Source organism: Nonomuraea sp. NPDC051191, assembly GCF_044455665.1.
Classification (GTDB): domain Bacteria; phylum Actinomycetota; class Actinomycetes; order Streptosporangiales; family Streptosporangiaceae; genus Nonomuraea.
Window position 1 is genome coordinate 75,766 of sequence record NZ_JBITEZ010000016.1, and the last position, 24,869, is coordinate 100,634.

The 24,869-nt window shown below is 71.1% G+C and carries 20 protein-coding genes; 9 read left to right on the plus strand and 11 right to left on the minus strand.

Annotated features, from left to right (window positions below):
• Positions 1–599: 599 nt before the first annotated feature.
• The 5 genes from ACIA8R_RS39585 to ACIA8R_RS39605 all read left to right on the plus strand — a co-directional run bounded on the left by ACIA8R_RS39585 (position 600) and on the right by ACIA8R_RS39605 (position 4,503).
• Positions 600–1,463, plus strand: coding sequence for a hypothetical protein (locus ACIA8R_RS39585; RefSeq protein ID WP_364086983.1), 864 nt, complete (start codon positions 600–602; stop codon positions 1,461–1,463).
• Between the two features lie 792 nt (positions 1,464–2,255).
• Complete coding sequence (locus ACIA8R_RS39590; protein WP_397042634.1) at positions 2,256–2,495, plus strand: hypothetical protein; 240 nt, start codon at positions 2,256–2,258, stop codon at positions 2,493–2,495.
• Between the two features lie 264 nt (positions 2,496–2,759).
• Positions 2,760–3,899, plus strand: a complete 1,140-nt coding sequence (locus ACIA8R_RS39595; RefSeq protein WP_397042636.1) for a hypothetical protein — start codon at positions 2,760–2,762, stop codon at positions 3,897–3,899.
• Complete coding sequence (locus ACIA8R_RS39600; RefSeq protein ID WP_357693840.1) at positions 3,896–4,165, plus strand: hypothetical protein; 270 nt, start codon at positions 3,896–3,898, stop codon at positions 4,163–4,165. The genes ACIA8R_RS39595 and ACIA8R_RS39600 overlap by 4 nt, the downstream gene beginning before the upstream one ends.
• Before the next feature lie 125 nt (positions 4,166–4,290).
• A complete protein-coding gene (locus ACIA8R_RS39605; protein WP_357694641.1) occupies positions 4,291–4,503 on the plus strand; it encodes an SseB family protein in 213 nt (70 codons plus the stop codon).
• Between the two features lie 434 nt (positions 4,504–4,937).
• Here ACIA8R_RS39605 and ACIA8R_RS39610 read toward each other — a convergent pair whose 3' ends face one another.
• Both ACIA8R_RS39610 and ACIA8R_RS39615 read right to left on the minus strand, forming a co-directional pair.
• A complete protein-coding gene (locus ACIA8R_RS39610) occupies positions 4,938–6,071 on the minus strand; it encodes an acyl-CoA dehydrogenase family protein (RefSeq protein ID WP_364086973.1) in 1,134 nt (377 codons plus the stop codon).
• Positions 6,068–9,553, minus strand: coding sequence for an indolepyruvate ferredoxin oxidoreductase family protein (locus ACIA8R_RS39615; RefSeq protein WP_397042639.1), 3,486 nt, complete (start codon positions 9,551–9,553; stop codon positions 6,068–6,070). Before ACIA8R_RS39615 ends, ACIA8R_RS39610 begins: the two co-directional genes overlap by 4 nt.
• 93 nt (positions 9,554–9,646) lie before the next feature.
• Here ACIA8R_RS39615 and ACIA8R_RS39620 point away from each other — a divergent pair, with 93 nt between their 5' ends.
• On the plus strand, positions 9,647–10,093 hold the full coding sequence (locus tag ACIA8R_RS39620; RefSeq protein WP_364086970.1) for an Lrp/AsnC family transcriptional regulator: 447 nt from the start codon (positions 9,647–9,649) through the stop codon (positions 10,091–10,093).
• A 25-nt stretch (positions 10,094–10,118) separates the two neighbouring features.
• Here the strand turns inward: ACIA8R_RS39620 and ACIA8R_RS39625 are convergent, their stop codons facing one another.
• A complete protein-coding gene (locus ACIA8R_RS39625) occupies positions 10,119–10,622 on the minus strand; it encodes a GNAT family N-acetyltransferase (RefSeq protein ID WP_397042642.1) in 504 nt (167 codons plus the stop codon).
• A 30-nt stretch (positions 10,623–10,652) separates the two neighbouring features.
• Complete coding sequence (locus ACIA8R_RS39630) at positions 10,653–11,639, minus strand: polysaccharide deacetylase family protein (protein ID WP_397042644.1); 987 nt, start codon at positions 11,637–11,639, stop codon at positions 10,653–10,655.
• Positions 11,640–11,893: 254 nt separating this feature from the next.
• Between ACIA8R_RS39630 and ACIA8R_RS39635 the strand changes: the two genes are divergently transcribed.
• Positions 11,894–13,159: a C39 family peptidase gene (locus ACIA8R_RS39635; RefSeq protein WP_397042646.1), complete on the plus strand. Its 1,266-nt coding sequence runs from the start codon at positions 11,894–11,896 to the stop codon at positions 13,157–13,159.
• Here the strand turns inward: ACIA8R_RS39635 and ACIA8R_RS39640 are convergent, their stop codons facing one another.
• Positions 13,160–14,467 (minus strand): FAD-binding oxidoreductase, encoded by a 1,308-nt coding sequence (locus tag ACIA8R_RS39640; RefSeq protein WP_397042648.1) that lies wholly within the window; start codon positions 14,465–14,467, stop codon positions 13,160–13,162. It lies immediately after the preceding gene.
• A gap of 202 nt (positions 14,468–14,669) precedes the next feature.
• On the opposite strand from ACIA8R_RS39640, the gene ACIA8R_RS39645 reads away from it, so the two are divergent.
• Positions 14,670–15,554 (plus strand): sigma-70 family RNA polymerase sigma factor, encoded by an 885-nt coding sequence (locus ACIA8R_RS39645; RefSeq protein WP_397042650.1) that lies wholly within the window; start codon positions 14,670–14,672, stop codon positions 15,552–15,554.
• A gap of 61 nt (positions 15,555–15,615) precedes the next feature.
• On the opposite strand, the gene ACIA8R_RS39650 is transcribed toward ACIA8R_RS39645, so the two are convergent.
• From ACIA8R_RS39650 to ACIA8R_RS39670, 5 genes are all read right to left on the minus strand, one after another.
• The gene (locus ACIA8R_RS39650; RefSeq protein ID WP_364086960.1) at positions 15,616–16,668 is read right to left on the minus strand and encodes an amidohydrolase family protein; all 1,053 of its coding nucleotides are present in this window, start codon (positions 16,666–16,668) and stop codon (positions 15,616–15,618) included.
• Between the two features lie 2 nt (positions 16,669–16,670).
• A complete protein-coding gene (gene melA, locus ACIA8R_RS39655; protein WP_397042652.1) occupies positions 16,671–17,963 on the minus strand; it encodes an alpha-galactosidase in 1,293 nt (430 codons plus the stop codon).
• 3 nt (positions 17,964–17,966) lie between these two features.
• Positions 17,967–18,911, minus strand: coding sequence for an alcohol dehydrogenase catalytic domain-containing protein (locus ACIA8R_RS39660; RefSeq protein ID WP_397042653.1), 945 nt, complete (start codon positions 18,909–18,911; stop codon positions 17,967–17,969).
• 268 nt (positions 18,912–19,179) lie between these two features.
• Positions 19,180–20,394, minus strand: coding sequence for a cytochrome P450 (locus tag ACIA8R_RS39665; RefSeq protein ID WP_357693863.1), 1,215 nt, complete (start codon positions 20,392–20,394; stop codon positions 19,180–19,182).
• Between the two features lie 131 nt (positions 20,395–20,525).
• Positions 20,526–22,643 (minus strand): ATPase, encoded by a 2,118-nt coding sequence (locus ACIA8R_RS39670; protein WP_357693865.1) that lies wholly within the window; start codon positions 22,641–22,643, stop codon positions 20,526–20,528.
• Between the two features lie 138 nt (positions 22,644–22,781).
• Here ACIA8R_RS39670 and ACIA8R_RS39675 point away from each other — a divergent pair, with 138 nt between their 5' ends.
• A complete protein-coding gene (locus ACIA8R_RS39675; RefSeq protein ID WP_397042655.1) occupies positions 22,782–23,786 on the plus strand; it encodes a PP2C family protein-serine/threonine phosphatase in 1,005 nt (334 codons plus the stop codon).
• 61 nt (positions 23,787–23,847) lie between these two features.
• On the opposite strand, the gene ACIA8R_RS39680 is transcribed toward ACIA8R_RS39675, so the two are convergent.
• Positions 23,848–24,816, minus strand: coding sequence for an NAD(P)-dependent alcohol dehydrogenase (locus ACIA8R_RS39680; protein ID WP_364086951.1), 969 nt, complete (start codon positions 24,814–24,816; stop codon positions 23,848–23,850).
• Between the last annotated feature and the right edge of the window lie 53 nt (positions 24,817–24,869).

Sequence of the window (24,869 nt, forward strand, 5' to 3'; positions counted from 1 at the left end):
CTTCGAGCCGCAGAATCACAACCCAGACACGAAGGGGCGCAAGGGCCTCTGCGATTGGCATGAGATGACTTTGAGGCGGGGTCCGTGTCCGCACAGGCCGTACGCAAGCGTGAAGATCAGGCACGAGGAGGCGGACCGCGAGTTCACGCACTCGGCATGTATCGAGGCACTCAATGAGATCTCGCAGCGCTACGGCTTCCCCATCCCCCAGCAGTAAAGCGAGCGCCTGGAGAACAGCTGATGCCGTAGCTGTACCTGGCAGCTCCACAAGATCGACAAGGCCACTTCCCGATCACGGGTAGTGGCGTTTGACCTCGAGTGGAGCCAAGGAGATACGAACTCCCGACATCTTGCTTGCAAAGACGAACACCGATCATGCCCGACCTGCGAAGACGCAGCTCACGGCACTGATCGCGTTCTCCGTGACTTCCCGCTGTTCCCCTGGTTCCCCGCCCTGGCGGGCACACGACGGGCACGGCTTGAGAACCTTCGCGCGGACGCGCACACCTTCGCCCGCCTGACCATCCCGCCTGCCGTCGATAAGCACTATTTGAGTGGTTCGGCGTGTGCCCTACATCGGTGGATGGCATCGTGGGCCCATGGGGAAGGATCTTGTCCGGGGCGCTGGTGTTGGGCTGGTGGTAGGCCTCGGGCTCGGGTATCCGGTGTCGCGGTTGTACGAGGACGACATAGAGACGTACACGGTCATGCCCTTGGTGGCTGTGGGCGTAGTGCTGGTCGTTCCCGTCGGATGGCTGCTTGCCAGAATGCTGAGGATTGCGCATCCGATCCGCAGCGCGTTGCTAGCGCCCTTGTTGTTGTTGGTGTTGAAGAACGCGGTGGATCTGGCCGTGCCGAGCCCCCGTCCCCATCTGGCCTTGCTCGGATTCACCGTCCTGGCCATGGCGAGTTATGCGAGCGCCGCCGGATTGGCGAGTACAGCGTCGCTGATACCCCAGGTCATCGCGGCCGTGGTCGTGTGCGCGTGCGTGATCACGACGACGACGATCCATCAACAGCGAACGGCGGCTCGGAAACAGCAACTCCGCAAAGACTTGATCGCCTCCTACAACGAGTCCCTTCCCCTGGCGGTGCCTGACGTAGTCCCGGGACGCACACTGGTCAACGTATGGACCATCTCCGACGACGTCCTGGCACTCGACTACGCCAAGGACCGACAGAGCGAGCCCGACGTATTCGTCCGTATCAGCAGCAGCGGGGATCCACGCAAGGCGTGTACGGCGTGGGAAAGGGGCTCTGAGTCCTGCGAGCGGCTGGCGGCGGATCGATGGCTGTCCAAGAAGGAGGCGAACGGCAGAATGGTGCTGTTCGCCAGGGTCGGGCGCCGGCTTGTTGAGGTCGACTCAACCACTCTGAGTCTCAACGAGACCCTTGCCGCAGGGAGCAAGCTGCGTGCGATCAGCGCGGAGTACCTCGTCGACTTCGAGCCTCCGCAGAGATGATCGTCAGTCAGCCGCCATACGCTAAGTCACCGGTCATGGTGGGAGATCGTATGCCGAGCGCCGTAGCCGAAGGAAGCAGGCGGGGGCGCGTCCATGGTTGGTGCGTTCGGTCGGTACGGCGCGGCAGGTGTCCGGCGGCCGGCCCGGTGTCCCGCCGCCGTCCGGGACCGGCCTCCAGGCCGCATGCCCGGCCGGCGGGCGGCAGAGGGCCGGGCACGGCGGCGCGGCGCGCCGCCGCTTGATCGAGGAGCGACGCATCGCGTGCGTCCGCCTCGGGCGCAATGTCCGCATCCCAGAGGCGGCCCTTGAGGCGTTCATTTCGGCGGGACTTGTCGAGCCGGTCACCGCGCGGCGTGGGAGCGCTGTGTGATGGCCGACGCCCCGGAGGAGAAGCCTCGCCGTTCGAGCAAGAGAAAGCCCGCCAAGCGGGCCGGCCACAGCGTCGATGTTCTGCTTCGGGGCTATGCCAATTGCATGGACGGTCAACAGGGCATATGACTACCAAGCCCAACGACGCGTTGACGGGTAGTCCTGATCAATCCGCTTTCGGCCCCGGCTTGACCGGGGCTCATTTCTTGCGCGCTTCTTGCGGAGCAAGATATTCCCGCCGGTTTCGCCGTGCGGCTGGCGTGGCTCAGCAAGCAGGACCAGCCCTGTGGATGAGCCATGTCCGCCGCCCTGCCATAGCACTGGACTGAGCAGGGTGTTCTAGATAGACCAATTCCGACACTTCGGTTGCCTGATGCTTCGAGTAATTGTGCAATTGTTGTCCGGCTTGCGAGGGAGTCGTGTATGACACGAGAGCAACTGGAGCAGGCGTTACGTGGCGCCGAGGCGCTGGCGGAGCAGGCGAGGGCTGATCTCGATGGCGCTGTGGCACTCATGTCGCAGAGTGTCTGGACGGGACCAGCTGCGGATCAATTCGGCCAGGAACTGGCGGGGCAGCGTCAGGCCGTCATGGGGGCGTTCACTACGGCGATCAGTGAGCTACGTATGCTCCTGGCCCGCACTCCGGCCGATGCACCACAGTAAGCCATGAGCGACTTAGAGGGCATGGTGCCTGACGGGGTCAGGGCTCTGATGGGGAGGCTGCGCCGGGCCGAGTCGTCGCTGGAGGCAGCAGCGGAGGAGTTGTGGGGGCTCCTACTGGAAGCTGGGTTGTCGGGTACCCCCGCACATGCTGTACGGCAAGCAGCCGGGTGGGCAGGCCAGCAAGTCCCCGGGATCAATCAGCGCGTGCTGCTGTTGGAGCGGATGGAGCAGGTACGGCCGGACCTCTTCCAAGGGGGAAGGGCCATGACGGTCGACGCCGAGACCTTTGCCCCCGGTAAGCCGCTGCCGCTCATGGGTGATGTCGGGGACAGGTTGGGACAGATGTTCCAAAGCGCTCTCGACCTCAATCAGAACTCGGGCTTCTCGGCAGCGGAGATGGCCAAGGGCGCAGTGGAGGCCGTAGGTGGTCTGGTGGACATGGCCTCCACTTATTCCACCGTCCGGCTTGTCGTGGATCCAGCGGGCTGGGCACAAGACCTTGAAGACCTGGGCAGCGGCCTGGCGCATGGAGTCCAACACCCGATCGAGTTGGGTAAGGCGCTGCTGGACTGGGACACGTGGGCCACCAACCCCGACAGGGCCTTCGGTCGGCTGGTGCCGGACATGCTCATGGCGGCGGCGTCGGCGGGTTCGAGTGGCGCGGCCTCGGGTGCTGTAAAGGGGGCCCGTGCAGTCGACCAAGCCTCCCGCGCTTTGGACAAAGTGGCTGGAGCGGGCAAGGCAGCAGCAAAGATCACCGCTGACGGAGGTTGGGAATGGAAGGGCCTGCGGCTCGAGCCAGAGGTCAACCGTCGAGTGACTGAGGTGTTCTCCGGATTACGGCAGGCCGAGCAGGACGTGTCGGCCAACATGCGGATGAACGCAGGGGAGTTGGGCGCGAAGATGGAAGGCTATCCGGAATTCGTACTGAAGAGTGAGGATCGCTTCAAAGAGAAGCTGGCCAAGCAGGTCGCTGAGCGCCCTGATCTGCCGCTGGACAAGCTGTTAGGAAACATCCCTGACGGCATCAGATATACCTTCAGCCTTTCTGATGACCGCTACACCTCTGGGGTGACACGTGCGAGACAACTGCTGGAGCACCAAGGTTACGAGCTGATCCTGCAGAAGCCTTCCTGGAGCAACCCGGGAAGCTACAAGGGTATCAATACGAGGTGGCGGGATCCGAAGAGCGGCCACCTGTTCGAGGTGCAATTCCACACCCCCAGCAGCTGGCAGGCTAAGCAGTCGACACACGACGCTTATGAGAAGATTGAGGACCCGACAACTCCACCTGAAGAGATCACGCGCTGGGAAAGGTATCAGGAGGAGGTATTCTCCGCGGTTCCGGTGCCGCCAGGCGCACGCGACATCCCCTCCTTCACGAAGGTCAACCCACCTAGATGAACGAACATGTGCAGTACTACGCGATGGTCCTTCTGGACGGCCCCGACAGCCCGGAAAGCCCTGGCGGGCTCGCACGCCGACGCGTGCTGGAAAACGGCACCCAGGTTGACGAAGCCCTACACCGGGACCTCCAATGGCATCCAACACGCGAGATCAAGCACTGGGAAGTGGGCAATGCAGTCGGAGATCTTGTGGAAATCAGTCAGGCGCAGGCGGAGAAGGTGATCGCATCGTTCCAGCAGAAGTTCGGCCCAAAAGCCCCCTGACGCTGGTGGAAGCAGCGAAGCGATTTGCCGACGGAAGGCTGGACAGCGTGGCCCTCCACGAGGTCTTCCGCCTCTCACCAGTGTTCTGCGAGGCTCCATCCGTACCCGGCTTCTTTGCCAGAGAAGTGACCGGCCGCAGCATCATCCCGATCTTCAGCTCACTCGCTGCTCTGGCCGGGTTCACCGAGCATCGGGCCTGGTTCCGCACGAAAGGGGACGATCTACTTACCCAGCTCCCCGGCAGATGCCACCTTCTCCTCGACCCAGGCACTGACCACGCCCTCCATCTGCGCGCCGATGCCATCCAGCGGGTCGCGATACAGACTCAACGCCCATAAGGATTGGGATTACGGAGTCTGAGAGGAATGCCTCCGGCCGTACCGCCCTGATCCGGTCCATGGGAGACAGTGCCCGCATTATTCCTATACGCGAAGATGGCAGCGAAATCCTCCTCTCGATTGAGAGTAGTCGCTTTAACTCGACGTCATACCACGTCCAGGGTGTGGCCGCACGACCGGGAGCGCGTCGTACCGCTGCCCGATCGGACGGCAGAGGCCGTCCAGCGGCACGTCTCGGTCTACCGTCCGCTGGGCTGTTCCCTGCCCTGGGAGAGGCTGGATGGCAAGCCCCGCACCCACAACCTGCTCTTCCGCTGGACGGATGACCGCCACATCAGCTGCCGGACCTACAGCGGGACCATTTGAGCCTCGAACACAAGACAGCGAACCCCGCCTCCCAGGAACCGGTAGGCAGGGTTTTCGCATGTCAGGGGCTACTTGGCGAGTTGGCGGGCGATGACCAGGCGCTGGATCTGGTTCGTGCCCTCGAAGATCTGCATGATTTTGGCTTCGCGCATGTAGCGCTCCACCCGGAATTCCCTGGTGTAGCCGTAGCCGCCGAAGACCTGGACCGCGTCCGTCGTGACCTTCATGGCGGTGTCCGTGGCGACCAGTTTGGCCACGCTGGCCTGCCTGCTGTAGTCGAGGCCGGCGTCGCGGCGGCGGGCCGCGTCCAGGTACGTGGCCCGTGCGCTGTCCACGCCCGCCGCCATGTCGGCGAGCAGGAAGCCGAGGCCCTGGTGGTCGATGATGCGCTTGCCGAACGTCTGCCGTTCCTTGGCGTAGGCGACGGCCTCGTCCAGGGCGGCCTGGGCGAGGCCGACGGCGCAGGCGGCGATGCCGAGCCGGCCGGAGTCGAGGGCGCTGAAGGCGATCTGCAGGCCCTGGCCCTCCTCGCCGATCAGCCGGTCGCCGTCGATGACGGCGCCGTCCCAGTGGGCGCTGGTGGTGGGCACGGCGTGCAGGCCCATCTTCTCCTCGGGGCGGCCGAACGTCAGGCCCTCGGCCGCGCCGGGCGCGACGAAGCAGGAGATGCGCTCGCCGGTACGGGCGAACAGGGCGTAGAAGTCGGCGATGCCGCCGTGGGTGATCCACGCCTTGTTGCCGGTGATGCGGTAGTCGCCGCTCTCGGTGCGCTCGGCGCGGCAGGTGAGCGCGCCGGCGTCCGAGCCCGCCTGCGGCTCCGACAGGCTGTAGCCGCCGACGATCCGTCCGGCCAGCATGTCGGGGAGCCAGCGTTCGCGCTGCTCGGCGGTGCCGTACGCGGCCACGGGGAAGCAGGCCAGCGTGTGCACGCTCGTCGCCACCGCGACCGCCGCCCAGCGTGCCGCCAGTTCCTCGATCACCTGGAGGTACACCTCGTACGGCTGCCCGCCGCCGCCGAACTCCTCAGGGTAGGGCAGGCCGAGCAGCCCGGCGGCGCCGAGCGTGGCGAACAGCCCCTCGGGGTACGTCTCCGCGCGCTCGTGCTCGTCGACCCGGCGCGCGAGCTCCTTGTCGGCGATGTCCCGGGTCAGCTCGATCAGGTCCTTGGCGTCCTGGTCGGGGAGCAGGCGGTCAACGGTCACGACGACTCCTTGGGTGCGGCTTCGGCGAGGCGGGCCAGGGCGGTCGCCGCCCGCTCACGGAACTCGGCGACGCGGGCGAGCTTGATGTCCTCGTACCCGCGGATCGACTCGGGAAGGCCGGCGATCTCGGCGACGGCGTCGATCGTGCCGGGGGTCAGCCGGGCGAGGGCGGCGCGCATGAGATCACGATATTCGGTGATCAGTTCCCGTTCGACCCGGCGGACCTCGGCCTGGCCGAACACGTCGAAGGCGGTCCCGCGCAGCACGCGTGCGGCACGCAGGCCGCGGAACAGCGTCGGCGCGCTGCGGCGCAGCCGGATCTTGCGCTTCATGCCCATCGCGCGCAGCAGCGGGGGGTGCAGCAGCACGGACACGACCGCGTCGGCGCCGTACTCGCGTTCGCGCCTGGCCTGCTCGTCGGGGTCGAGGTGCAGGCGGGCGACCTCGTACTCGTCCTTGTAGGCCATGAGCTTGTGCAGGGAGCGGGCGTAGGCGAGCCCGACACGCGCGCCGGCCTCCTCCCCCGCACGCCCGGCCGCCTCGGCGATCACGCGCCTGACCTCGGTCTCGTACGTACGGGCGTAGGTCGCGTTCTGGTAGCCGGTCAGGTCCGTCACCCGCAGGGCCAGCGTCTCCTCCAGGCCGGGCGCGGGCCGCTCGGCGGGTTCGGCGAGCGCGGCCCGGCGTACCGCCTCGCGGTCGGCGACGGCGGCCCGGCCCCAGCGGAAGGCCGCGAGGTTCTGCTCGACGGCGGCCTTGTTGAGCCTGATCGCCGCCTCGACCGACGCGGCCGAGACGGGCAGGCAGCCGTGCTGGTACGCCGCCCCGACCAGCAGCATGTTGGCCGGCATGTGGTCGCCGAACAGCGCTTCGGCCAGCTCGTGGGCGTCGAGGTAGAGGTTGTCCCCACCCTCTGTGGCCGACTCCAGCCTGACCACGGCGTCGGCGGAGGAGCCGGGCAGGGCGACCCGTCCGGTGACCATGGCGGCGGTAGGCACGACCGAGGTGTTCACCACGGCGACCGTACGGCCGGGCGCGGCGACGGCGAGGTTGGCGTCGGCGGCGGCCCCGAGCAGGTCGAACCCCAGCAGCACGTCGGCCGTGCCGCGCGAGGCCCGCACCGAGCCGTCCACCGGCCGCTTGGCGATGCGCACGTCGCTGACGACCGGGCCGCCCTTCTGCGCGAGGCCGGTCTGCTCGATGCCGGCGGCGTGCAGGCCGTCGAGGTGGGCGGCCATCTGGAGGATCTGCGAGACCGTGACGACCCCAGTGCCGCCGATTCCGGGCATCCGGATCAGCGTCTCGGCGTCGCCGTCGAGCCTGACGACCGGATCGGGCAGCGGCACGGGCAGCGGCGGCAGCTCGCGCGGCGCCCTGGTGCCCGGCTCGACCAGCAGGAACGACGGGCAGTCGCCCTTGAGGCAGCTCAGGTCGGAGTTGCACGACGGCTGGTGGATGCGGGTCTTGCGGCCATACTCGGTCTCGACGGGCTGGACGGACAGGCACGTGGAGACGTCGCCGCAGTCGCCGCAGCCCTCGCAGACGCGCTCGTTGACCACGACCTTCGCCGTCGGGGTGGGCAGCTTGCCGCGCTTGCGCAGCCGCCGTTCCTCGGCCGCGCACTTGTCGTCGTGCAGCAGGACGGTCACGCCGTCGAGCGCGGCCAGCTCCCGCTCGACGTCGGCGAGGTCGTCGCGGTGCCGCACCGACACGATCGGCCCGAGCCGCACCCCGCGGTACGTCTCCGGCTCGGGCGTGGTGATCACGATCCTGCGCACGCCCTCCTCGGCCAGCGACCGCGTCAGCGCGGGCACGTCGAGCCGCCCTTCGGCGCGCTGGCCGCCGGTCATGGCGACGGCGTCGTTGTAGAGCAGTTTGTACGTCATCGTCACCCCGGCCGCCACCGCGGCCCGCACCGCCAGGGAGCCGGAGTGGTGGAAGGTGCCGTCGCCGAGGTTCTGTACGAAATGCCGGTCCCGGGTGAACGGCGCGAGCCCGATCCACTGGGCGCCCTCGCCGCCCATCTGGGTGATGCCGATCTGGGTGCCGCGGCCGTGCCCGTCGAGGGCGATCATGGCGTGGCAGCCGATGCCGACGCCGACCAGCGTGTCGTCGGCGGTGCGGGTGGAGGAGTTGTGCGGGCAGCCCGAGCAGAAGTACGGCGTGCGCGCCGCGACCACCGGCAGCAGGCGGCGCGCGGCGGTCGGGGGCGGCGTCAGGCGGACGCTCCCGCGCGGGAGCCGGTCGGGGCCGAGGCAGCTGATCAGCGCCTTGGCGACGTCCTCGGCGCCCAGGGTGCCGCGGGCGGTCAGCAGGTCCCGCCCCGACACGACCGGCGCGCGCTCGCCGCCGTACAGGGCCTGCTTGAGGTGCCCTTCGAGGAACGGCACCTTGTCCTCGACCACCAGCACCCGGTCGAGGTCGGAGGTCATGGCGGCCAGGTCGGCCGCGGCCAGCGGGAACGGCATGCCGAGCCGGATCAGGCGCAGGCCGAGGTCCTCGGTGGCGCTCTCGTCCAGGCCGAGGTCGGCCAGGGCGCGCAGGACCACCGCGTACGTGGTGCCGGAGGCCAGGATGCCCAGCGTGGCGCGGGGCGCGTCGCGCATGACGCGGTTGAGCCCGTTCACGCGGGCGTAGTCGCGGGCCAGCTCCAGCCTGCGGGTGAGCAGGTCGTACTCGGCGTCCAGGGCGGACGGGCCGACCAGGATCGGCGACTTGCCGCGGTCGGCGTGGTCGGGGAAGGGGATGCCGTCGCGCAGCGCGCCCAGGTCGACGGTGGCCGAGGCGTCGGCGATGTCGGCGACGATCTTCAGGCCCGTCCACAGGCCGGTGGCGCGGGAGAGGGCGACCGCGTGCAGGCCGAACTCGATGATCTCGGCGACCGAGCCGGGCGCGAGCAGCGGCATCGACAGGCTCTGGCACATCGGCTCGCACGAGCTGGGCACCGTGGAGGACTTGCAGCCGGGGTCGTCGCCGATCCAGGCCACCGCGCCGCCGAGCGCGGCGGTGCCGGCCATGTTGCCGTGCCTGATGGCGTCGGCGGCGCGGTCGAGGCCGGGGTTCTTGCCGTACCAGAAGGCGGTGACGCCGTCGTGGCTGCGGCCGGGGACCTGGCCGAGGAGCTGCGTGCCGGCCACGGCCGTCGCGGCCAGCTCCTCGTTGAGGCCGGGACGGAAGACGACGCCGGCCTCGTCCAGGAACCGGGCGGCGCGGGCCATCTCCAGATCGACGCCGCCCAGCGGGGAGCCCTGGTAGCCGGAGACGAAGGCCCTGGTGTCCAGGCCGCGTTCCCGGTCCAGGCGCCGCTGTTCGAGGGTCAGCCGGACGAGGGCCTGGATGCCGGAGATCAGCACCCGGCCGTCGGGCGCGGCGTACTTGTCGTCGAGCGACACGGTCGCGCTGTTCACGCTCACGCGAACCTCCTGGCGGGCAATGCGTATGTGGGGTTCCCCAGCACAGCAACGGAGAGCTACTGTGCGCAAGTATCAGATGCGAAACCACGAAGAAGACGCAAATAATGTGAGCTGGGCGATTCTGACACAGAAGATCTTTGCGTCACCAGGGAGGATTCTCACATGCCGGACATCGACGACATTGACCACCATGTGCTCCGGCTGCTGCGCGAGGACGGCAGGCGGACCTTCTCCGAGATGGCCGATCAGGTCGGTCTGTCGGTGGCGGCGGTCAAGCGGCGGGTCGACCGGCTCAGGGAGATCGGGGTGATCACGGGGTTCACCGTCCAGATCGACTACGCCAAGCTCGGATGGGGCATCGAGGCGTTCACCGAGCTGCGGTACCCGGGCACCACGCCGGTGGCCGAGATCGTCCGCACGGCGACCGACGTGCCGGAGGTGCAGGCCGTCTTCACCATCGCCGGCGACCCCGACGCCCTCATCCACGTACGGGTACGGGACCTGGGACACCTCCAGCTGGTCATCGACCGGCTGCGCAGAGCCGGCAACGTCACGGGCACCAAGTCCCTGCTGGTCCTGGGCTCCTGGACCCGCGACGCCCTCACCTGACCCTACCCGGCGAGGCACGGGCCGGTCAGTTCACCCGCCAGGCGTACTCGTACTCGGGCAGCTCGAACCCCTGCTCGAAACGGCACATCCGCTCGTCGGTGCGGCGTGCGCCGTGTCGTTCGTAGAAGGCGACGGCCCGCGTGTTCGCGCTCAGCACCTCCAGGTAGACCTCCCGGCCGGGGTGCTCGTCCGCCACCCAGGCCAGGCCGCGGCGCAGCAGCCGCGACCCGGCGCCCGAGCCCGTGCTCCCCGGCCGCACGTGCAGGTTGTCGAGCAGGACGCGGCCGTCCGGGGCCGGGAGCAGGTAGACGAACCCGAGCAGGTCCCCGTCGTCGTCATGGCCGACGAACAGGCCCGCCCCCGGCACCGGCGCGTCCAGCCGTTCCCGCCAGAGGGCCAGCCGGTCGTCGTCCAGGGGGCCGTTCAGGAAGGCGTCGGGCATGATGCCCGCGTAGGCCGTACGCCAGCTCTCCACGTGCAACGCCACGATCGGGGAAATGTCGTCAATTGTCCCGTTCCTTATCAGCATGGCGGAGAGCATTCCATACCGGGACCGCCCTCACCCCACCCGGCAGGACACCGAGGGCCAGGTCCAGTTGCCGTTGTGCTGGACGGTGAACCCGAAGGTGTTCCCGCTGCCGTTCGGCCGCATCGTCATGACGTTGCCCGTGCCGTCCCAGGTCGGGGTGCCGTTCCAGGTGGCGATGATCTTCTGCGGGCTGCGCACGGTCACGGTGACGATCCAGGAGTTCGTGCCGGAGACCGTGACCGACAGGTTGAACCGGTCGCTCCACTGCTGGCCCGCAGAGACGGTCGCCGTGCAGCTGCCGCCGCCGGGCGGCGGGGACGAGGGCGGCGTGGTCGGGCCGCTCCCGTCGGGCGCGACGGCCCGGCCGGTCGCCGGCGAGATCATGCCCGCGCACATGTTGCGGGCACGCAGGTTCGCGGCGATCTGCGGGACGGCGGCGATCGTCGTCGCGTAGTTGTCGTGCATGAGGATGACCTGGCCGTTCTGCAACCGGCCCGCCGCCTGGACGATCTGGGCGGTGCTCGCGCCGTTCCAGTCCTGGGAGTCGACGTCCCAGATGACCTCGGTCAGGCCGAGTTGCTGCTCGACCGACCGGAGGGTGGCGTTGGTCTCCCCGTACGGCGGCCGGAACAGCTTCGGCGCGGCGCCCGTGGCCTGCTGGATCGCCTGCTGGGTGCGTTGCAGCTCGGACTGGATCTGGGCGGCGCCCAGCTGGGTCAGGTGCGGGTGGGTCCAGCTGTGGTTGCCGATCCACATGCCCGCGTTCTGCTGGGCCCGGACCAGGGCCTGGTTGTTCTGGGCGTTCTGACCGACGTTGAACATCGTGGCCCGCAGGCCGTTGGAGGTCAGCGCGTCGAGCAGGTTGGAGGTGGTGGCGGGGTTGGGGCCGTCGTCGTAGGTGAGGCCGACGTAGCCGCCGCTGCAGTCGGCGGCTTTCGAGGGGGTGGTGGTCCAGGTCAGCACGAGGCCCGCGGCGAGCGTGCACGCGGCGCCCAGGACGAGCAACTTCCGGATCATGGTCTGCCTCCAAAGCGGCCGGGCGGAGGGGGGAAGCTCGATGGCGAGTGTGATGACCATCCCGAAACATGTCAATCCATCACAGAAACTTTCGCCCACGCCCTCCGACGACCGCGAGAAGAGCTGCGCGAACCGGCCGAGAAAGTTTCGCCGCGCGGAAAGCTTCATGACCCATACGTAGATTTCCCGATGCTTTGCCCGCCCGATGTGCCTACTGTCGGCCCCATCCGAAGCCTTCCGAGCAAGGTGGGTTCATGCGCGTGCTGACCGTGTTCCTGTCCGGACTCCTGCTGGCCACCACCCTCCAACCTCCCGCCGCCGCCGTCGCCGCCGCCGCCGAGCAGAAGCCGGGGCCGCTCGTCCCCGACGTCGTCTACCAGCGGGCCGACTTCGCCGCGGGCGCCGGCGAGGGCACGTCCGCCGGGGACGGGCTGTCGTTCGCCGCGGCCGCCGGCACCACCTCCTACACCGACGCCCTGGGCACCAAGAGCTGGGAGTACTCCCGCTGGACCGGCCCCGAGCGCACGGTCGGCTTCCCCGCCACCGAGCTGATCGCCTCCTGGACCGCCGACGTGCCCCAGGGCAGCTGGGTGCAGGTCGAGGCCAGGGCCAGGAACACCGCCGGCCTGACCAAGTGGTACGTCCTGGGCCGCTGGTCCTACGCCGAGGGCGACATCCTGCGCACCTCCGTGGCCGGCCAGGGCGACGCGGACGCGTCCGTCGCCGTGGACACGCTGGTGGCGGCGGCCGGGCGGCAGCTGTCGGCGTACCAGCTGCGCCTGACCCTCTACCGGACGCCGGGCTCGACCGTGACGCCCCGGGTGCGCACGCTCGGCGCGATGGCCTCGAACGTGCCGGACCGCAAGACCGTCCCGGTCAGCCCTGGCGGCGGCGCGTGGGGCGTCGAGCTGAACGTGCCGCGCCGCTCCCAGAACGTGCACGCCGGCCACTACCCCGAATGGGACGGCGGCGGCGAGGCGTGGTGCAGCCCGACCTCGACCACGATGGTGCTCGGCTACTGGGACAAGTGGCCGAGCGCGCAGGACACCTCCTGGGTGGACCCGTCCGACCCGAACCCCGAGGTGGACCACGCGGCCCGCTACACCTACGACCACGCCTACCAGGGCGCGGGCAACTGGCCGTTCAACACCGCCTACGCCGGCCGGTACGGCCTGGACGGCTTCGTCACCCGCCTGCGCACCCTGACCGAGCTGGAACAGCTGATCAAGGCGGGCATCCCCGTGATCACCTCGCAGTCGTTCAAGAAGGGCGAGCTGCCCGGCGCCGGGTACGGCACCGACGGCCACCTCATGGTGGTCGTCGGCTTCACCGCGACGGGCGACGTGATCGCCAACGACCCGGCCTCGTCCGGCAACGACGCCGTCCGCCACGTCTATCCCCGCGCCGCCTTCGAGAACGTGTGGCTGCGCAGTTCGAGCAGCGGCGGCGTCGCCTACGTCATCCGCCCGCCCGGCCACGCCCTGCCCGCCACGACGCCGGGGCTGCCCGCGAACTGGTGATCAGTCCAGGACCGGGTAGTTGGCACGGAACACGCCGTGCGGGTCGCGCGAGCGCTTGATCTCGCGCAGCCGGGCGAGCGCGGGCTCGGGGAACGCCTGCGCCGCCCGCTCGCCCGGCGCCAGGAACGTGTACGGCTTGCGCCCGCTGACCCGGTCCCCCAGGGCGGCGGCGATCGCGTCCTGCTTGGCCCGTACGGCCTGGGTGAGCTGGGGGGTGGCGCCGGGCCCGAGCAGGTAGAGCAGGTACGGCTCGGCCAGCGCTCCCCCGGCGCCGCCTCCCGGCCGGGTCAGCGCGCCGCCCAGGTGCCTGATCTGCATGCTGATCAGCGGCTCGACCGGCTCGGCCGTCAGGATCTCCACGGTGTCGTCGTCCAGCCCGGTCAGCAGCTCCGTACGGGACAGCGCGGGCGCCGGGTCGGTCGGCTCGGCGGTGATCGTGCCCAGGTCGGCCGTGGCCATGGCGGCACGCGTGTCGGCCAGCACGCCGTCGATCTTGGCCAGGCGGCCCAGCAGGTCCTCGGCCTCGGCCGCCCCGCCCAGGTGGGCCAGGTCCACGGTCACCATCGGGGGCGCCTTGGGGAACTGCACCCGGTTCAGCCACAGCGACAACTCGGGCGGCGCGTCGGCGGTCAGCTCCCGGAAGGCCGCAAACACCTCGGCCTCCTTCTGGCCGGGCCACATGAGACGGCCGCCGTACAGGGCGCGTTCGGCGTACAGGTCGAACTCGACGGCGGTGACCAGCGCGAAGTCGCCGCCGCCACCCCGCAGCGCCCAGAACAGCTCGGGGTCGCTCTCCTCGGTCACCCGCGTGGGCCTGCCCTCGGCGTCCACGACGTCGAAGGCGCGCACGCTGTCGGCCGCCCAGCCGTACCTGCGGGCGAACCAGCCCAGGCCGCCGCCGAGGGTGTAGCCGGTGACCGTCACGGTGGGGTTGCTGCCGGCGAGCCCGGTCAGGCCGTGCCTGCCCGCCTCGGCCTGCACGGCGCCCCAGTTGACGCCCGCGCCGGCGCGGGCGCGCCGCTCGCCCGGGTGGATCTCCAACTCGTCCAGCCGGTTGGTGCGCAGCAGGATCACGCCTTCGCAGGCGCCGCTCGCGCCGTGCCCGCGCGGCTGCGCGGAGACGGTCAGCCCCTCCTGGCGCGCATGGCGGACCAGGGCGGCCACGTCGCCGGCGTGGGCCGCCTCGACCACGGCGGCCACCGGCTGGGCCACCGTCAGGTTCCACGCCCTGGCGGCCTCCTCGAAGCCCTCGTCGCCGGGCAGCCACACCCGCCCGTCGACCACGGTGCGCAGGTTGTCGTACGTCATTCGGTCACTCCTTCATGAAGACTCACCACCTTGACGACGGGGGCCCGGAAAAGGTGACCGCCGATCAGAAGAAGCACGATCGTCCCCAAGACATGCCCGCGGGCCTTCACCACCCCCGGACGGGCCTTAGGATTCCGCCATGGTCGCCCCCCGTCGTCGCCCAGCCGCCTGTATGACGACCCGGCGCGACGAAAGGTGACCGATGAACGCGCAAGCCCACCTGGCCGAGCACTTCGACCTGACCAGGAGCCATCTGCGGGCGGTGGCGCACCGCATGCTCGGCTCGGCCGACGAGGCCGACGACGCCGTCCAGGAGACCTGGCTGCGCGCCGCCCGCGCCGGCACGGACGGGGTCGCGAACGTGCCCGGCTGGCTGACCACGATCGTCGGCCGGGTCTGCCTCGACATGTTGCGCGCCCGCGGGCGCAGGGACGAGCACCTCGTCGAGGCGGAGCGGTTCGACCAGGTCAGCGTCCATGACGGCGATCCGGCCGACGCGGCGGTGCTGGCCGACTCGGTCGGGCTCGCCCTGCTCGTGGTCCTGGACACGCTGAGCCCGGCCGAGCGGGTCGCGTTCGTGCTGCACGACCTGTTCGCGGTGCCGTTCGGGGAGATCGCGGAGATCGTCGCGCGCACGCCCGCCACGGCCAAGAAGCTGGCCAGCCGGGCGCGGCAGCGGGTGCACGGCACGCCCGTGCTGCCCGCCCCCGACCACGCCAGGCAGCGCAGGCTCGTGGCCGCCTTCCTCGCCGCGGCCCGCGCCGGCGACCTGAACGCCCTGCTCGCGGTGCTCGACCCCGACGTGCTGCACCGGTCGGACCTGCCGGGCTCGGGCGGCGAGCGGCGCGGGGCCCGTCCGGTGGCGCAGGGCACGCTCACCGACGCCGGCGGCGCGCGTTTCGCCGACCTCGTGCTCATCGACGGCACGCCGGGCATCGGCGTCCTGCGCGACGGCAGGCTGTTCCTGGTGCTGCGGGTCACGACGGACGGCGAGCGCATCACCGAGATCGACATCGTCTCCGACCCCGCCCGCCTGGCCGCCCTGGACGTCGCACTCGACGAGGAGGCACCGCCCCCGGCGGCCTGAGGCGGCCGGGCCGGTCACTGGAAGAGCGCGTTCACCTGGGTGTTGGCCGCCGGGGCCGCCGTCATGCCAGCCTCGGCACGAGCCGCAGCGCGTTGCGCGCGTACACCTGCTCCAGGACGTCGTCGGGCAGGTCGAGCCCGGAGATCGTCCACCGGCCCATCAGCGGCGGGTCGTCGAGGGAGTGGGCGAACGCCTCGTCGTCGGTCTCCATGAACCGGAAGTGGATGCGGTAGACGTCCCGGTGCGGCGGGATCTCGTCGGTGCCGAACAGCACCCGTCCGGGGTGGCGGAGCATCAGCGCCCGCGTGGCGCGCGGCTGACGCCCCAGCTCGGCGACGCGCGCCGCGATGTCGATGTGGAAGTTCGGGTACGCGTCCAGCATCCGCCCGGCGAACCCGAGGTTCTCCGGCCAGCACCCGGCGTGCACCCCGATCACGGTCGTGGCCGGATGGCGGGCGACCATCGACTCCATGGCCTCCACGAGCCGCTCGAACGAGGGGAACCCGGGCCCGGAGAAGTTCCAGTCGGGCCGGGCGGCCAGCAGTTCGAGGCGTTCGTTGCGCTCGTCCATGGGCTCGAAGAAGGCGACCGGGTCGGCGGTGTGCAGGGCGATCGGGACGCCCGCCTCCCCCACGGCGGCCCACAGCGGGTCCAGCCGGGGGTCGTCGAGCATGACCAGCTCGCCCTTGTGGTCGCGCACCCGCAGGCCGACGTCCTTCCACACCTTCAGCCCGGCCGCGCCCTCGGCCACCGAGCGGCGCAGCTGCGCGGCCAGCCGCTCGCCGAACCCCGGTACGGCGGTCTCGGACCAGTCGACGTGGCAGAACGTGGCGAAACGGCCCGGATGGGCGGCGTCGTAGCGTTCGATGTTCTCGGCCAGCTCCCGGCCCCAGCGGCCGTCGAGGTTGACCATGCCGCGCAGGTTCAGCTCGTCCATCATGCCGATCAGGGCGGGGACGTCCTCGACCATCCAGCCGCCGTCCTCGGTCAGCCAGCGTCCGAGGTGGATGTGGGCGTCCACGACGGGCAGCCGGGCGCGGTCCACCTCGTGGACGGCCACCCGCAGCTGGGACACCGGCCGGTAGCGGGACAACGGCAGGTCGGCATCGCACATGGTCACTTCCTGATGCCTTCGGGCAGCAGCTCGCCGTGGGCCTCGATGAGGGCGTCCACCAGCTCGCGGACCTTGCGGACCGGGAGGGTGGCCGCGGTGTTGGGGTCGAGCAGCGCGGCCTGGTAGACGTGGTCGCGCCGCCCCTCCAGGGCCGCCTTGACGGTCAGCTCGCCGACGCTGAGGAAGGCCCGGTTGAGCGCGGCGACCTGGGCGGGCAGCTCGCCGACGAGCACCGGCTGCACGCCGGACCGGTCGACGTGGCAGGGCACCTCGACGGTGGCCTCGGGCGGCAGGTTGGTGATCAGGCCGCCGTTGCGCACGTTGCCGTGGATCATCCTGCGGGTGCCGGTCTCCATCGAGTGGATGGCCAGCGAGGCCAGCTCCTCGCCGCGTTCGATCGGCACGCCGTGGCCGGCCGCCAGCGAGCCCTTGTACTGCTCGTACTCCTCGTACCCGTCGGCCAGCCACTCCAGGTAGACGTTGATCGGGATGCGGTACCGCTCGACCTCCTCGGCGTGCGGCAGGAACCACGGCAGGTACTCCGAGCCGTGCTCGGAGGACTCGGTCGGGAAGTAGCCGAAGTTGCGGTAGACCTCCACGCGCACCCGCCGCCGCAGCTCGGGGTCCTGGTCGATCAGCTCGTCGAGCCGCCGGTAGAGGTTCTCGCCGTTGTGCTCGAAGCGCAGCACGAACGCCTGGTGGTTGACGCCCGCGGTGAGGAAGGAGATCTCCTCCTCCGGTACGCCGACCATGGCGGCCAGCGTCCTCTGGGTGTCGCGGGCGGCGTGGCAGACGCCGACGACGTTCTTGAACGGGGTGCCGGCGTAGACCGACCACGGGATCATCGACATCGGGTTGGTGTAGGTGAACAGCACCGAGCCGGGGGCCAGCTCGGCCAGGTCGTCGCCGATGCCGACCATGACGGGGATCGTGCGCAGGGCGCGGAAGATGCCGCCGATGCCCAGGGTGTCGCCGATCGTCTGGCGCACGCCGTACGCGGCGGGGATCTCCAGGTCGCGCCTGACCGCCTCCAGGCCGCCCACGGCGATCTCGTTGATCACGTAGTCGGCGCCCTCGACGGCGGCCCTGCGGTCGGCGTACGCCTCGATCCTGGCGCCGATGCCCAGCTCGGTCACCATCCAGCGGGCCATCGCCTCAGCGGTGTCGAGCCGGGCCTGGTCGATGTCGTGGAGCACGATCGTGGACTCGGACAGTTCTGGAAATGTCAGGATGTCAGAGAGCAGGTTCTTGGCGAACGTGATGCTGCCGGCGCCCACCAGGACGATGCGGGCCATGGGTTACCTCGATTCCGGGGTCAGCAGAGCTTTGACAGGGGTGGCCTGGCCGTTCATCAGCCGGGTGAAGACCTCGGCGCCCTCTTCGAGGGGGAAGGTCCGGACCCAGCTCAGGTCCCAGCCGGCGACCAGGTCCACGGCCGCGGCGAAGTCGGCCGCGTCGTAGGCGAACGAACCCAGCACGCGCTTCTCGCCGCGAACCAGGTCGGCGGCGTCGTAGCCGGCCACGCGGTCGGCCAGGCCCAGCCAGACGGCCACGCCGCCGGGGCGCAGCCGGGACAGGGACTGCTCGTGGGTCGAGGCGGCGCCGACCGCGTCGAAGACGACGTCGTACTCGCCGGTCAGCTCGGCGCCGGCCGCCACGCCGCCGAGCCCGGCGGCCACGGCCAGCCGCTCGGGCGAGCGGTCGGCCACGTCCACACTGGCCGCGCCGCCGGACAGGGCGGCCAGCAGGCAGGTCACCCCGATGGCCCCGGCCCCGATCACGCCCACGCGCGCCCCGGCCGGCCGTCCGGCCAGCCCCCAGGCGTGCACGGCGTTCGCGGCCGGCTCCACCACGCCCGCCGCGCTCCACCCGAGCCCGTCGGGCAGCGGCACCACGGCGGCGGCCGGCACCGCGACGCGCTCGGCGAAGGCGCCCGGCCGGTGCACGCCGATGATCTGCCGCTTCCTGCACACGTTGGGCCGGCCGATCAGGCACACGTCGCAGGCGCCGCACGACAGGATCGGGTTGACCGTCACCGGCCGCCCGTCGTCGGTGCGCCCGGCGAACTCGTGCCCCATGACCAGCGGCGGCACCCGGAACCCGGGGGTCCTCACCCCGTGCAGCTCGCTGCCGCAGATGCCGGAGGCGACCACGTGCACCAGCACCTCGTCCGGCCCGGCCACGGGCTCGGGCACGTCCTGCGGCTCCACGACGCCGGGCGCGGTGAAGACGAGCGCCCTCACGAGAGCGGGCCGGCGGTCGAATGCGCGCGTTCCATTGAGATCCGTCCTGTTCCTGTTCCGTCATAAGGAATGACATTCCGAACTGGCGCTAGGAGACCACTGGGGCGGAGAACATGTCAAGAGGCAGGGACGAACTCAACCAGGAGCCCCGCACCTCGGCGAGAACGACAGAAGCGGCCGGGCCAGGGCGATGTCCTCGGACGATGCCCCTGAGCCCGGCCGCTCAGACCCTATTCCGGATCATGGAAAGCCGGTTTGGCAGGCAGAATCAGCGCAACAGTACGGGAACCGCCAGCGGCCCCTCGGTGATGATCGACGCCGTGTAGGCGATCTCCTCCGGCGGGACGGCCAGCCGCAGCCCGGGGAACCTGGTGAACAACGACGACAGCGCGATCCTGGCCTCCAGCCGGGCCAGCGGCGCCCCCAGGCAGAAGTGCGGGCCCCGGCCGAAGCCCAGGTGCCCGTCCTTGGCCCTGCCCAGGTCGAAGCTGCCGGCGTCCGGGCCGTAGCGGGCCGGGTCGGTGCCCGCGCCGGTGAGCCCGACGACGATGGGCTCGCCCGCCCGGATGGTCGTCCCGGCGACCGTGACGTCCTTGAGCGCGTAGCGGAACACCAGGCCGACGACCGAGTTGCGGCTGCGCAGCGCCTCCTCGACCACCTGCTCCCACGCGTCCTCCGTACGGGCGCGGTCGAGCTGGACGGGGTCGGCGCACAGGGCCACGACCGCCTTGGCGATCAGGTGCACGGTCGTCTCGTGACCGGCGACGAGCACGACCCACAGGATCCACAGCAGCTCGTTGTCGGACAGCCGGTCGCCGTCGTCCTCGTTGGCGCGGATGAGGCCGGTGGTCAGGTCGTCGCCCGGCTCGCCGCGGCGGCGCGCGATGAAGGCCCCCAGGTAGCCGAGCAGCGACCCGGCCGCCGCGTTCACCTCGTCCGGGGTGGCGGCGTGCGACAACATCACCCCGGTCCACTCGCGGATCTGCGCCCGCTCCTCCCCGGGGACGCCGAACAGCTCGCAGATCACCGCGACGGGCAGCGGCTCGCTGAAGGCGTGCACGAGATCGACCTCGCCGTCCCGCTCGGCCAGGCGGTCGAGCAGCTCGTCGGTCATCTCCTGGACGCGCGGCACGAGCGCGGCCACCCGGGCCGGCGTGAAGGCCCGGTTGACGAGGCTGCGCAGCCGCCGGTGGTCGGCGCCGTCCTTGGTCAGCAGGTGGTCGCCCTGGATGACCTGGCGCAGCGGCCAGTCGGCGGGAACCGTGCCGTCATGCAGCCCGGTGAAGTTCTTGGCGTTCTTGCTGTAGAGCGTGTCGTCGTTGGCCAGCACCTCGTCCGTCGCCTCGTAGGAGGTCACCAGCCAGCCGTTCACCTCCCCGGGCAGCAGGACGGGCAGGACGGGGCCGTGCTCGTCCCGCAGGCGGCGGATCGTCTCGGACGTCCGCTCGCCGGGAACCGGGAACGAAAGTGGACGGATGTCCAATGCAGCCTCCCATGTACGGATGTCTCCCTACTCTCCGTGGTAACGCCGATACAGCCAAGAGGTGAGGCTGTCACCGTCAGGCGGGCAACATCTGCCTCCTCCGCCACGTCGGAGCCCCGAGGCCGGCGGTCTCACACGTTCGGCAGCCCCTCCTCCTCGGGTTCGAGCGCGTACCCGATCCCGGCGTCGACCTCGCCGTCGTACCCGGCGCGGAACGCCGACTCGTACGCGTCGTCGCCCAGGGCCTCGCGCGCCTGCCGCTCGCACTCCTGCCGGGCCGCCACCCAGGCCGGGACGCTGGCCTGCGCCTGCCCGTGGGTGCTCCAGATCCGCTGCGCCAGCCCCAGCAGCCGGGCCGCGCGCTCCGCCCGGCCCGCCGCGCCCGCGCCGAGCGCCAGCAGGTCGACGGTCAGCCCGATCCCGAAGTCGTCGTGCAGCCGCCGCTTGGTGCGCAGCGCGGCCTGCCCGTAGGCGACGGCCGCCCCCACCCGTCCGCGGGCCAGCTCGGCCTGGCCGCGCAGCAGGTCGCCGTGGGAGCGCATGGCCTGCTCGCCGCAGCGGTCGCACAGGGCCCGCAGGTCCTCCAGCACCGCGATCGCCTCCTCGATCCGGCCGCCGACGGTGTGCGCGACCGCCCGGCACATCAACGCCAGCAGCCCCGCGATCGTCAGGTCCTCGTCGCTCCAGCGCATCGCGTACGCCGGCTCCGACTCCGTCATGGCCTGCTCCAGGTCGCCCCGGATCACGCCGGCCGACGAGCGCAGCGCCTTTACGCACAGCGCGGCGAAGGCGTCGTCGGGGTCCGCGGCGGCCTCGCACTCCTCGGCCCGCGCCTCGACGGCGGCGGCGTCCCCCTGGGTGGCGGCGAGCAGGCCGTCGGCCCACAGGGCGCGGGCGCGCACCCCGCCGGGAGCCTGGTGAGGCGCCGGATCGAGGGCCAGGGCCTGGCCGAGGTAGTGGCGGCCCTCCTTGGCGTAGCCGCAGCCGTACCAGAAGAAGGCCAGCGTGCCGGCCAGGTCGAGGGCGGCGGCGCCGTCCCGCTCGCCGAGAGCGGTCTCCAGCGCGGCGCGCAGGTTGTCGTGCTCGCCGACCATCCGGTCGTACCACGACGGCTGCGCGGAGCCGAGCCAGCCGGCCGCGCCGCGTACCGCCAGGTCCTGGTAGTGGGCGCGGTGCCGGCGGCGCAGCTCCTCCTCCTCGCCCAGGCCGCGCAGCCAGCCGGCGCCGTACTCGCGCAGCGTGTCGAGCATGCGGTAGCGCTCCCCCGAGCCGGTCGGCAGCCAGGTCAGGATCGACTCGTCGGCCAGGGCGTCGAGCAGCAGCCCGATGTCGCCCTCGGGAAGGCGCTCGTCGGCGCACACCCGGCGGGCCGCCTCGGCGTCGAAGTCCCCGGAGAACACCGACACCCGCGCCCACAGCAGACGCTCGGCCGGCTCGCACAGCTCGTGGCTCCACCCGACGGCGGTGCGCAGCGCCTGATGCCAGGGCGGGTCGGCCTCCTGGACGAGCGCGAGGTCGTCCTCCAGCGTGGCGAAGCGGTCCTCCAGCCGGTCGGCCAGGTGACCCAGGGGCAGGTCGCGCAGCCGGGCGGCGGCCAGCTCGATCGCCAGCGGGATGCCTTCGAGCCTGCGGCACAGCCGGACGACGTCGTCCCGGTTGGTGTCGGTGACCTCGAAGGTCGGCATCGTCTCCGCGGCGCGCTCGACGAGCAGGGTCACGGCGTCCTGGCCGAGCAGCGCGGTGGCGCCCGCCGCCGGCACCGGCAGCGGCTCGACCACGATCACCAGCTCGGGGTCCATCTCCAGCGGACGGCGGCTGGTGGCCAGGACGTGCAGCCCCGGCACCGCGGCGAGCAGCGCCTCGACGGTCGCCGCGCAGGCCCCGACCAGGTGCTCGCAGGTGTCGAGCACGAGCAGCAGCTCGCGGCCGAACAGGTGCTCGGCCAGCACCTCGGCCATGGGCCTGGTGGTCTGGTCGGTGACCCGGAGTGCCTCGGCGATGGCGTGCGGCAGCAGGGTGCCGTCGTCCAGGGGCGACAGCTCGACCAGCCAGGAGCCGCCGGCGAAGTCGGCCCGCAGGTCGGCGGCGGCACGCAGGGCCAGGCGGGTCTTGCCCACGCCGCCCACCCCGGTCAGCGTCACCAGCCGCGAACGCCGGCACGCCCTCCGCACCTGCTCCAGCTCGTCGCCGCGGCCGATCAGGCTCGTGAGTTCCGCTGGAAGGTTGCCTGCCTGCCACTTACCTGCCATCGTGATCGCCACCTATCGGATGAAGTTGTGAAAGCAGCTTGCCGGAACCTGATGCACTGCGTGACTAAAAGTGAGAAAGTAGCTACTCACCCTGTTCGCCGCGTCCGGAAAGAAGAAGCCGATAACCGGAGACATACCATGCGTTCACAGCGAGGCTGGTTCCTGCTGTTCCTGCTGGTCGAAGTGGTTGTCGCGCTGTTCGTCACCTTCCGGGGCGGCGGTTTCGACCCTCTGACGGGTCTGCTCGTCCTCGCCGCCGCGGCCGGGTGGATGTACGTGAGCTTCCGGATGCAGCGCGGCCAGGAGCGCGAGCTCGCCCGGGTCCGCCAGATCGCCGAGCTCGCCCAGCAGGCGATCGTCCGGCCGCTGCCGCCCCGGCTGGGCGGCATGAGCCTGGCCGTCCACACCCGTTCGGCCACCGACCAGGCGCTGATCGGCGGCGACCTGCACGACGCGCTGGTCACGCCCACGGGCGTGCGGCTGATCGTCGGCGACGTCAAGGGCAAGGGCATGGAGGCCGTCCGGCTCAGCGCCGTCGTGCTGGCCGCCTTCCGCCGGCACGCGCCCGTCGTGACCGACCTGGTGGCGCTGGCCGCGGCGCTCGACGCCGACCTCGCGCCGCACCTGGGCGAGGAGGACTTCGTGACCGTCCTGCTGGCCGAGTTCGTGCCCGGCGAGGTGCGGCTGGTCAACTGCGGCCATCCGGCGCCCCTGCGCATCGGCCACCGCCTGGAGGCCCTGGAGCCGCCCGAGCCCTCGCCGCCGCTGGGCCTGGGCCCCGAGCCGCGGATGCGGCGCGCCGGTCTCGGCCCCTCCCAGCGGCTGCTGCTCTACACCGACGGCCTGAGCGAGGCCAGGGACGCCGACGGCGTGCACTTCCCGCTCGACCGGCAGGTCCGGCACGCCTTGGCCGCGCCGGGCCTGGACCACGCGCTGCCCAACCTGCTCGACCTGCTCGACGAGCACGCCGGCGACCTGCGCGACGACCTGACGCTGGTGCTGGCGCAGCCGATGCCCGCGCCGGACCCGGCCGAGCGGACGGCGGGCCCCGCACCGGAACCGGCCGAGCGGGTGCCCGGGCCCGTGCCGGGTGGTCCGGGCGTCACCGCCCTCCCGGCGGACTCCCGCGACGACGGCTTCTAGCCGCTTCTGGCCGTCCTGCGACGGCGGTGCCGCGGTGGACGTTCGGCGTGTCGTACCGTTCTCAGGCGATCCGTACGACGACCTTGCCGCGTACGCCGCCCTTCTCCAGGGTCCGGTGTGCCTGGGCGATGTCGTCGAAGGGGAAGACCGTGTCCACGACCGGGCGGATGGCGCCGCTGTCCACGTACCGGGTGAGGTCGGTGAAGAGCCGGGTGGTGGGGTTGCCGCTGAAGAAGCGCACCCGCCGCCGCCCGTGAACGGCCGAGGCGGCGATGTACGCCAGGGACGCCGCGATCCTGCGCTGGTCGAAGGCGATCGCCACCATCCGGCCGGACGGCGTCAGCAGGCGGCGGAAGGCGGCGTGCTCGGTGCCGGCGGTGTCCAGGATCACGTCGAACCTGCCCAGGTCCGCCGGGGCGACGGCGGCGTAGTCGTACGCCTCGTGCGCGCCGAGGTCGCGGACGAGGTCGAGGCCCCGCGCCCCGGCGAGGGCGGTGACGTGGGCGCCGAGCGCCCGGCCGAGCTGTACCGCGACGACGCCCACGCCGCCGCTGCCACCCCGGACGAGCAGGCGTTCGCCCGGCCTGAGCGCGGCCAGGTCGCGCAGCGCCGTGATGGCCGTCGTGCCCACCGGGAGCGCCGCGGCCGTCACCAGGTCGAGTCCCGCCGGGGCCGGGGACAGACGGCGGGGGCGGATCGCCACGTACTCGGCGGCGCTCCCGAACGTGCGTCCCAGCGCGCCCCACACCCGGTCGCCTGCCTTCGGGCCGGTCACCCCGGGGCCGAGGGCGACGATCTCGCCGGTGAGGTCGATCCCGACCCGTTTCGGGAAGCCCCGCTGCATCATCCCGGTCACCAGGCGCAGCCGGCCGGTCCGGCCGTGCACCTCGCCGCCGTTCACGCTGACGGCGTGCACCCGCACCAGCACCTGTCCGGGGGCGGGGACCGGCTTCGGCACCGTGCCCACGTACAGCTCCTCCGGCGGCCCGTACCGGTCGAACAGGGCCGCGCGCATCTGATTCGTCTCCATACGGACGACGCTAGCTCGCTAACCGGACGGCCCTCTCCACTTACGCTAATGTG

Excerpts from the sequence above, each read along its gene's own strand:
- ACIA8R_RS39585 (WP_364086983.1), top strand. The coding sequence starts at position 600 with ATGGGGAAGGATCTTGTCCGGGGCGCTGGTGTTGGGCTGGTGGTAGGC.
- ACIA8R_RS39590 (WP_397042634.1), top strand. The coding sequence starts at position 2,256 with ATGACACGAGAGCAACTGGAGCAGGCGTTACGTGGCGCCGAGGCGCTG.
- ACIA8R_RS39595 (WP_397042636.1), top strand. The coding sequence starts at position 2,760 with ATGACGGTCGACGCCGAGACCTTTGCCCCCGGTAAGCCGCTGCCGCTC.
- ACIA8R_RS39600 (WP_357693840.1), top strand. The coding sequence starts at position 3,896 with ATGAACGAACATGTGCAGTACTACGCGATGGTCCTTCTGGACGGCCCC.
- ACIA8R_RS39620 (WP_364086970.1), top strand. The coding sequence starts at position 9,647 with ATGCCGGACATCGACGACATTGACCACCATGTGCTCCGGCTGCTGCGC.
- ACIA8R_RS39625 (WP_397042642.1), bottom strand. The coding sequence starts at position 10,622 with ATGCTGATAAGGAACGGGACAATTGACGACATTTCCCCGATCGTGGCG.
- ACIA8R_RS39630 (WP_397042644.1), bottom strand. The coding sequence starts at position 11,639 with ATGATCCGGAAGTTGCTCGTCCTGGGCGCCGCGTGCACGCTCGCCGCG.
- ACIA8R_RS39635 (WP_397042646.1), top strand. The coding sequence starts at position 11,894 with ATGCGCGTGCTGACCGTGTTCCTGTCCGGACTCCTGCTGGCCACCACC.
- ACIA8R_RS39640 (WP_397042648.1), bottom strand. The coding sequence starts at position 14,467 with ATGACGTACGACAACCTGCGCACCGTGGTCGACGGGCGGGTGTGGCTG.
- ACIA8R_RS39645 (WP_397042650.1), top strand. The coding sequence starts at position 14,670 with ATGAACGCGCAAGCCCACCTGGCCGAGCACTTCGACCTGACCAGGAGC.
- ACIA8R_RS39650 (WP_364086960.1), bottom strand. The coding sequence starts at position 16,668 with ATGTGCGATGCCGACCTGCCGTTGTCCCGCTACCGGCCGGTGTCCCAG.
- melA (WP_397042652.1), bottom strand. The coding sequence starts at position 17,963 with ATGGCCCGCATCGTCCTGGTGGGCGCCGGCAGCATCACGTTCGCCAAG.
- ACIA8R_RS39670 (WP_357693865.1), bottom strand. The coding sequence starts at position 22,643 with ATGGCAGGTAAGTGGCAGGCAGGCAACCTTCCAGCGGAACTCACGAGC.
- ACIA8R_RS39675 (WP_397042655.1), top strand. The coding sequence starts at position 22,782 with ATGCGTTCACAGCGAGGCTGGTTCCTGCTGTTCCTGCTGGTCGAAGTG.
- ACIA8R_RS39680 (WP_364086951.1), bottom strand. The coding sequence starts at position 24,816 with ATGGAGACGAATCAGATGCGCGCGGCCCTGTTCGACCGGTACGGGCCG.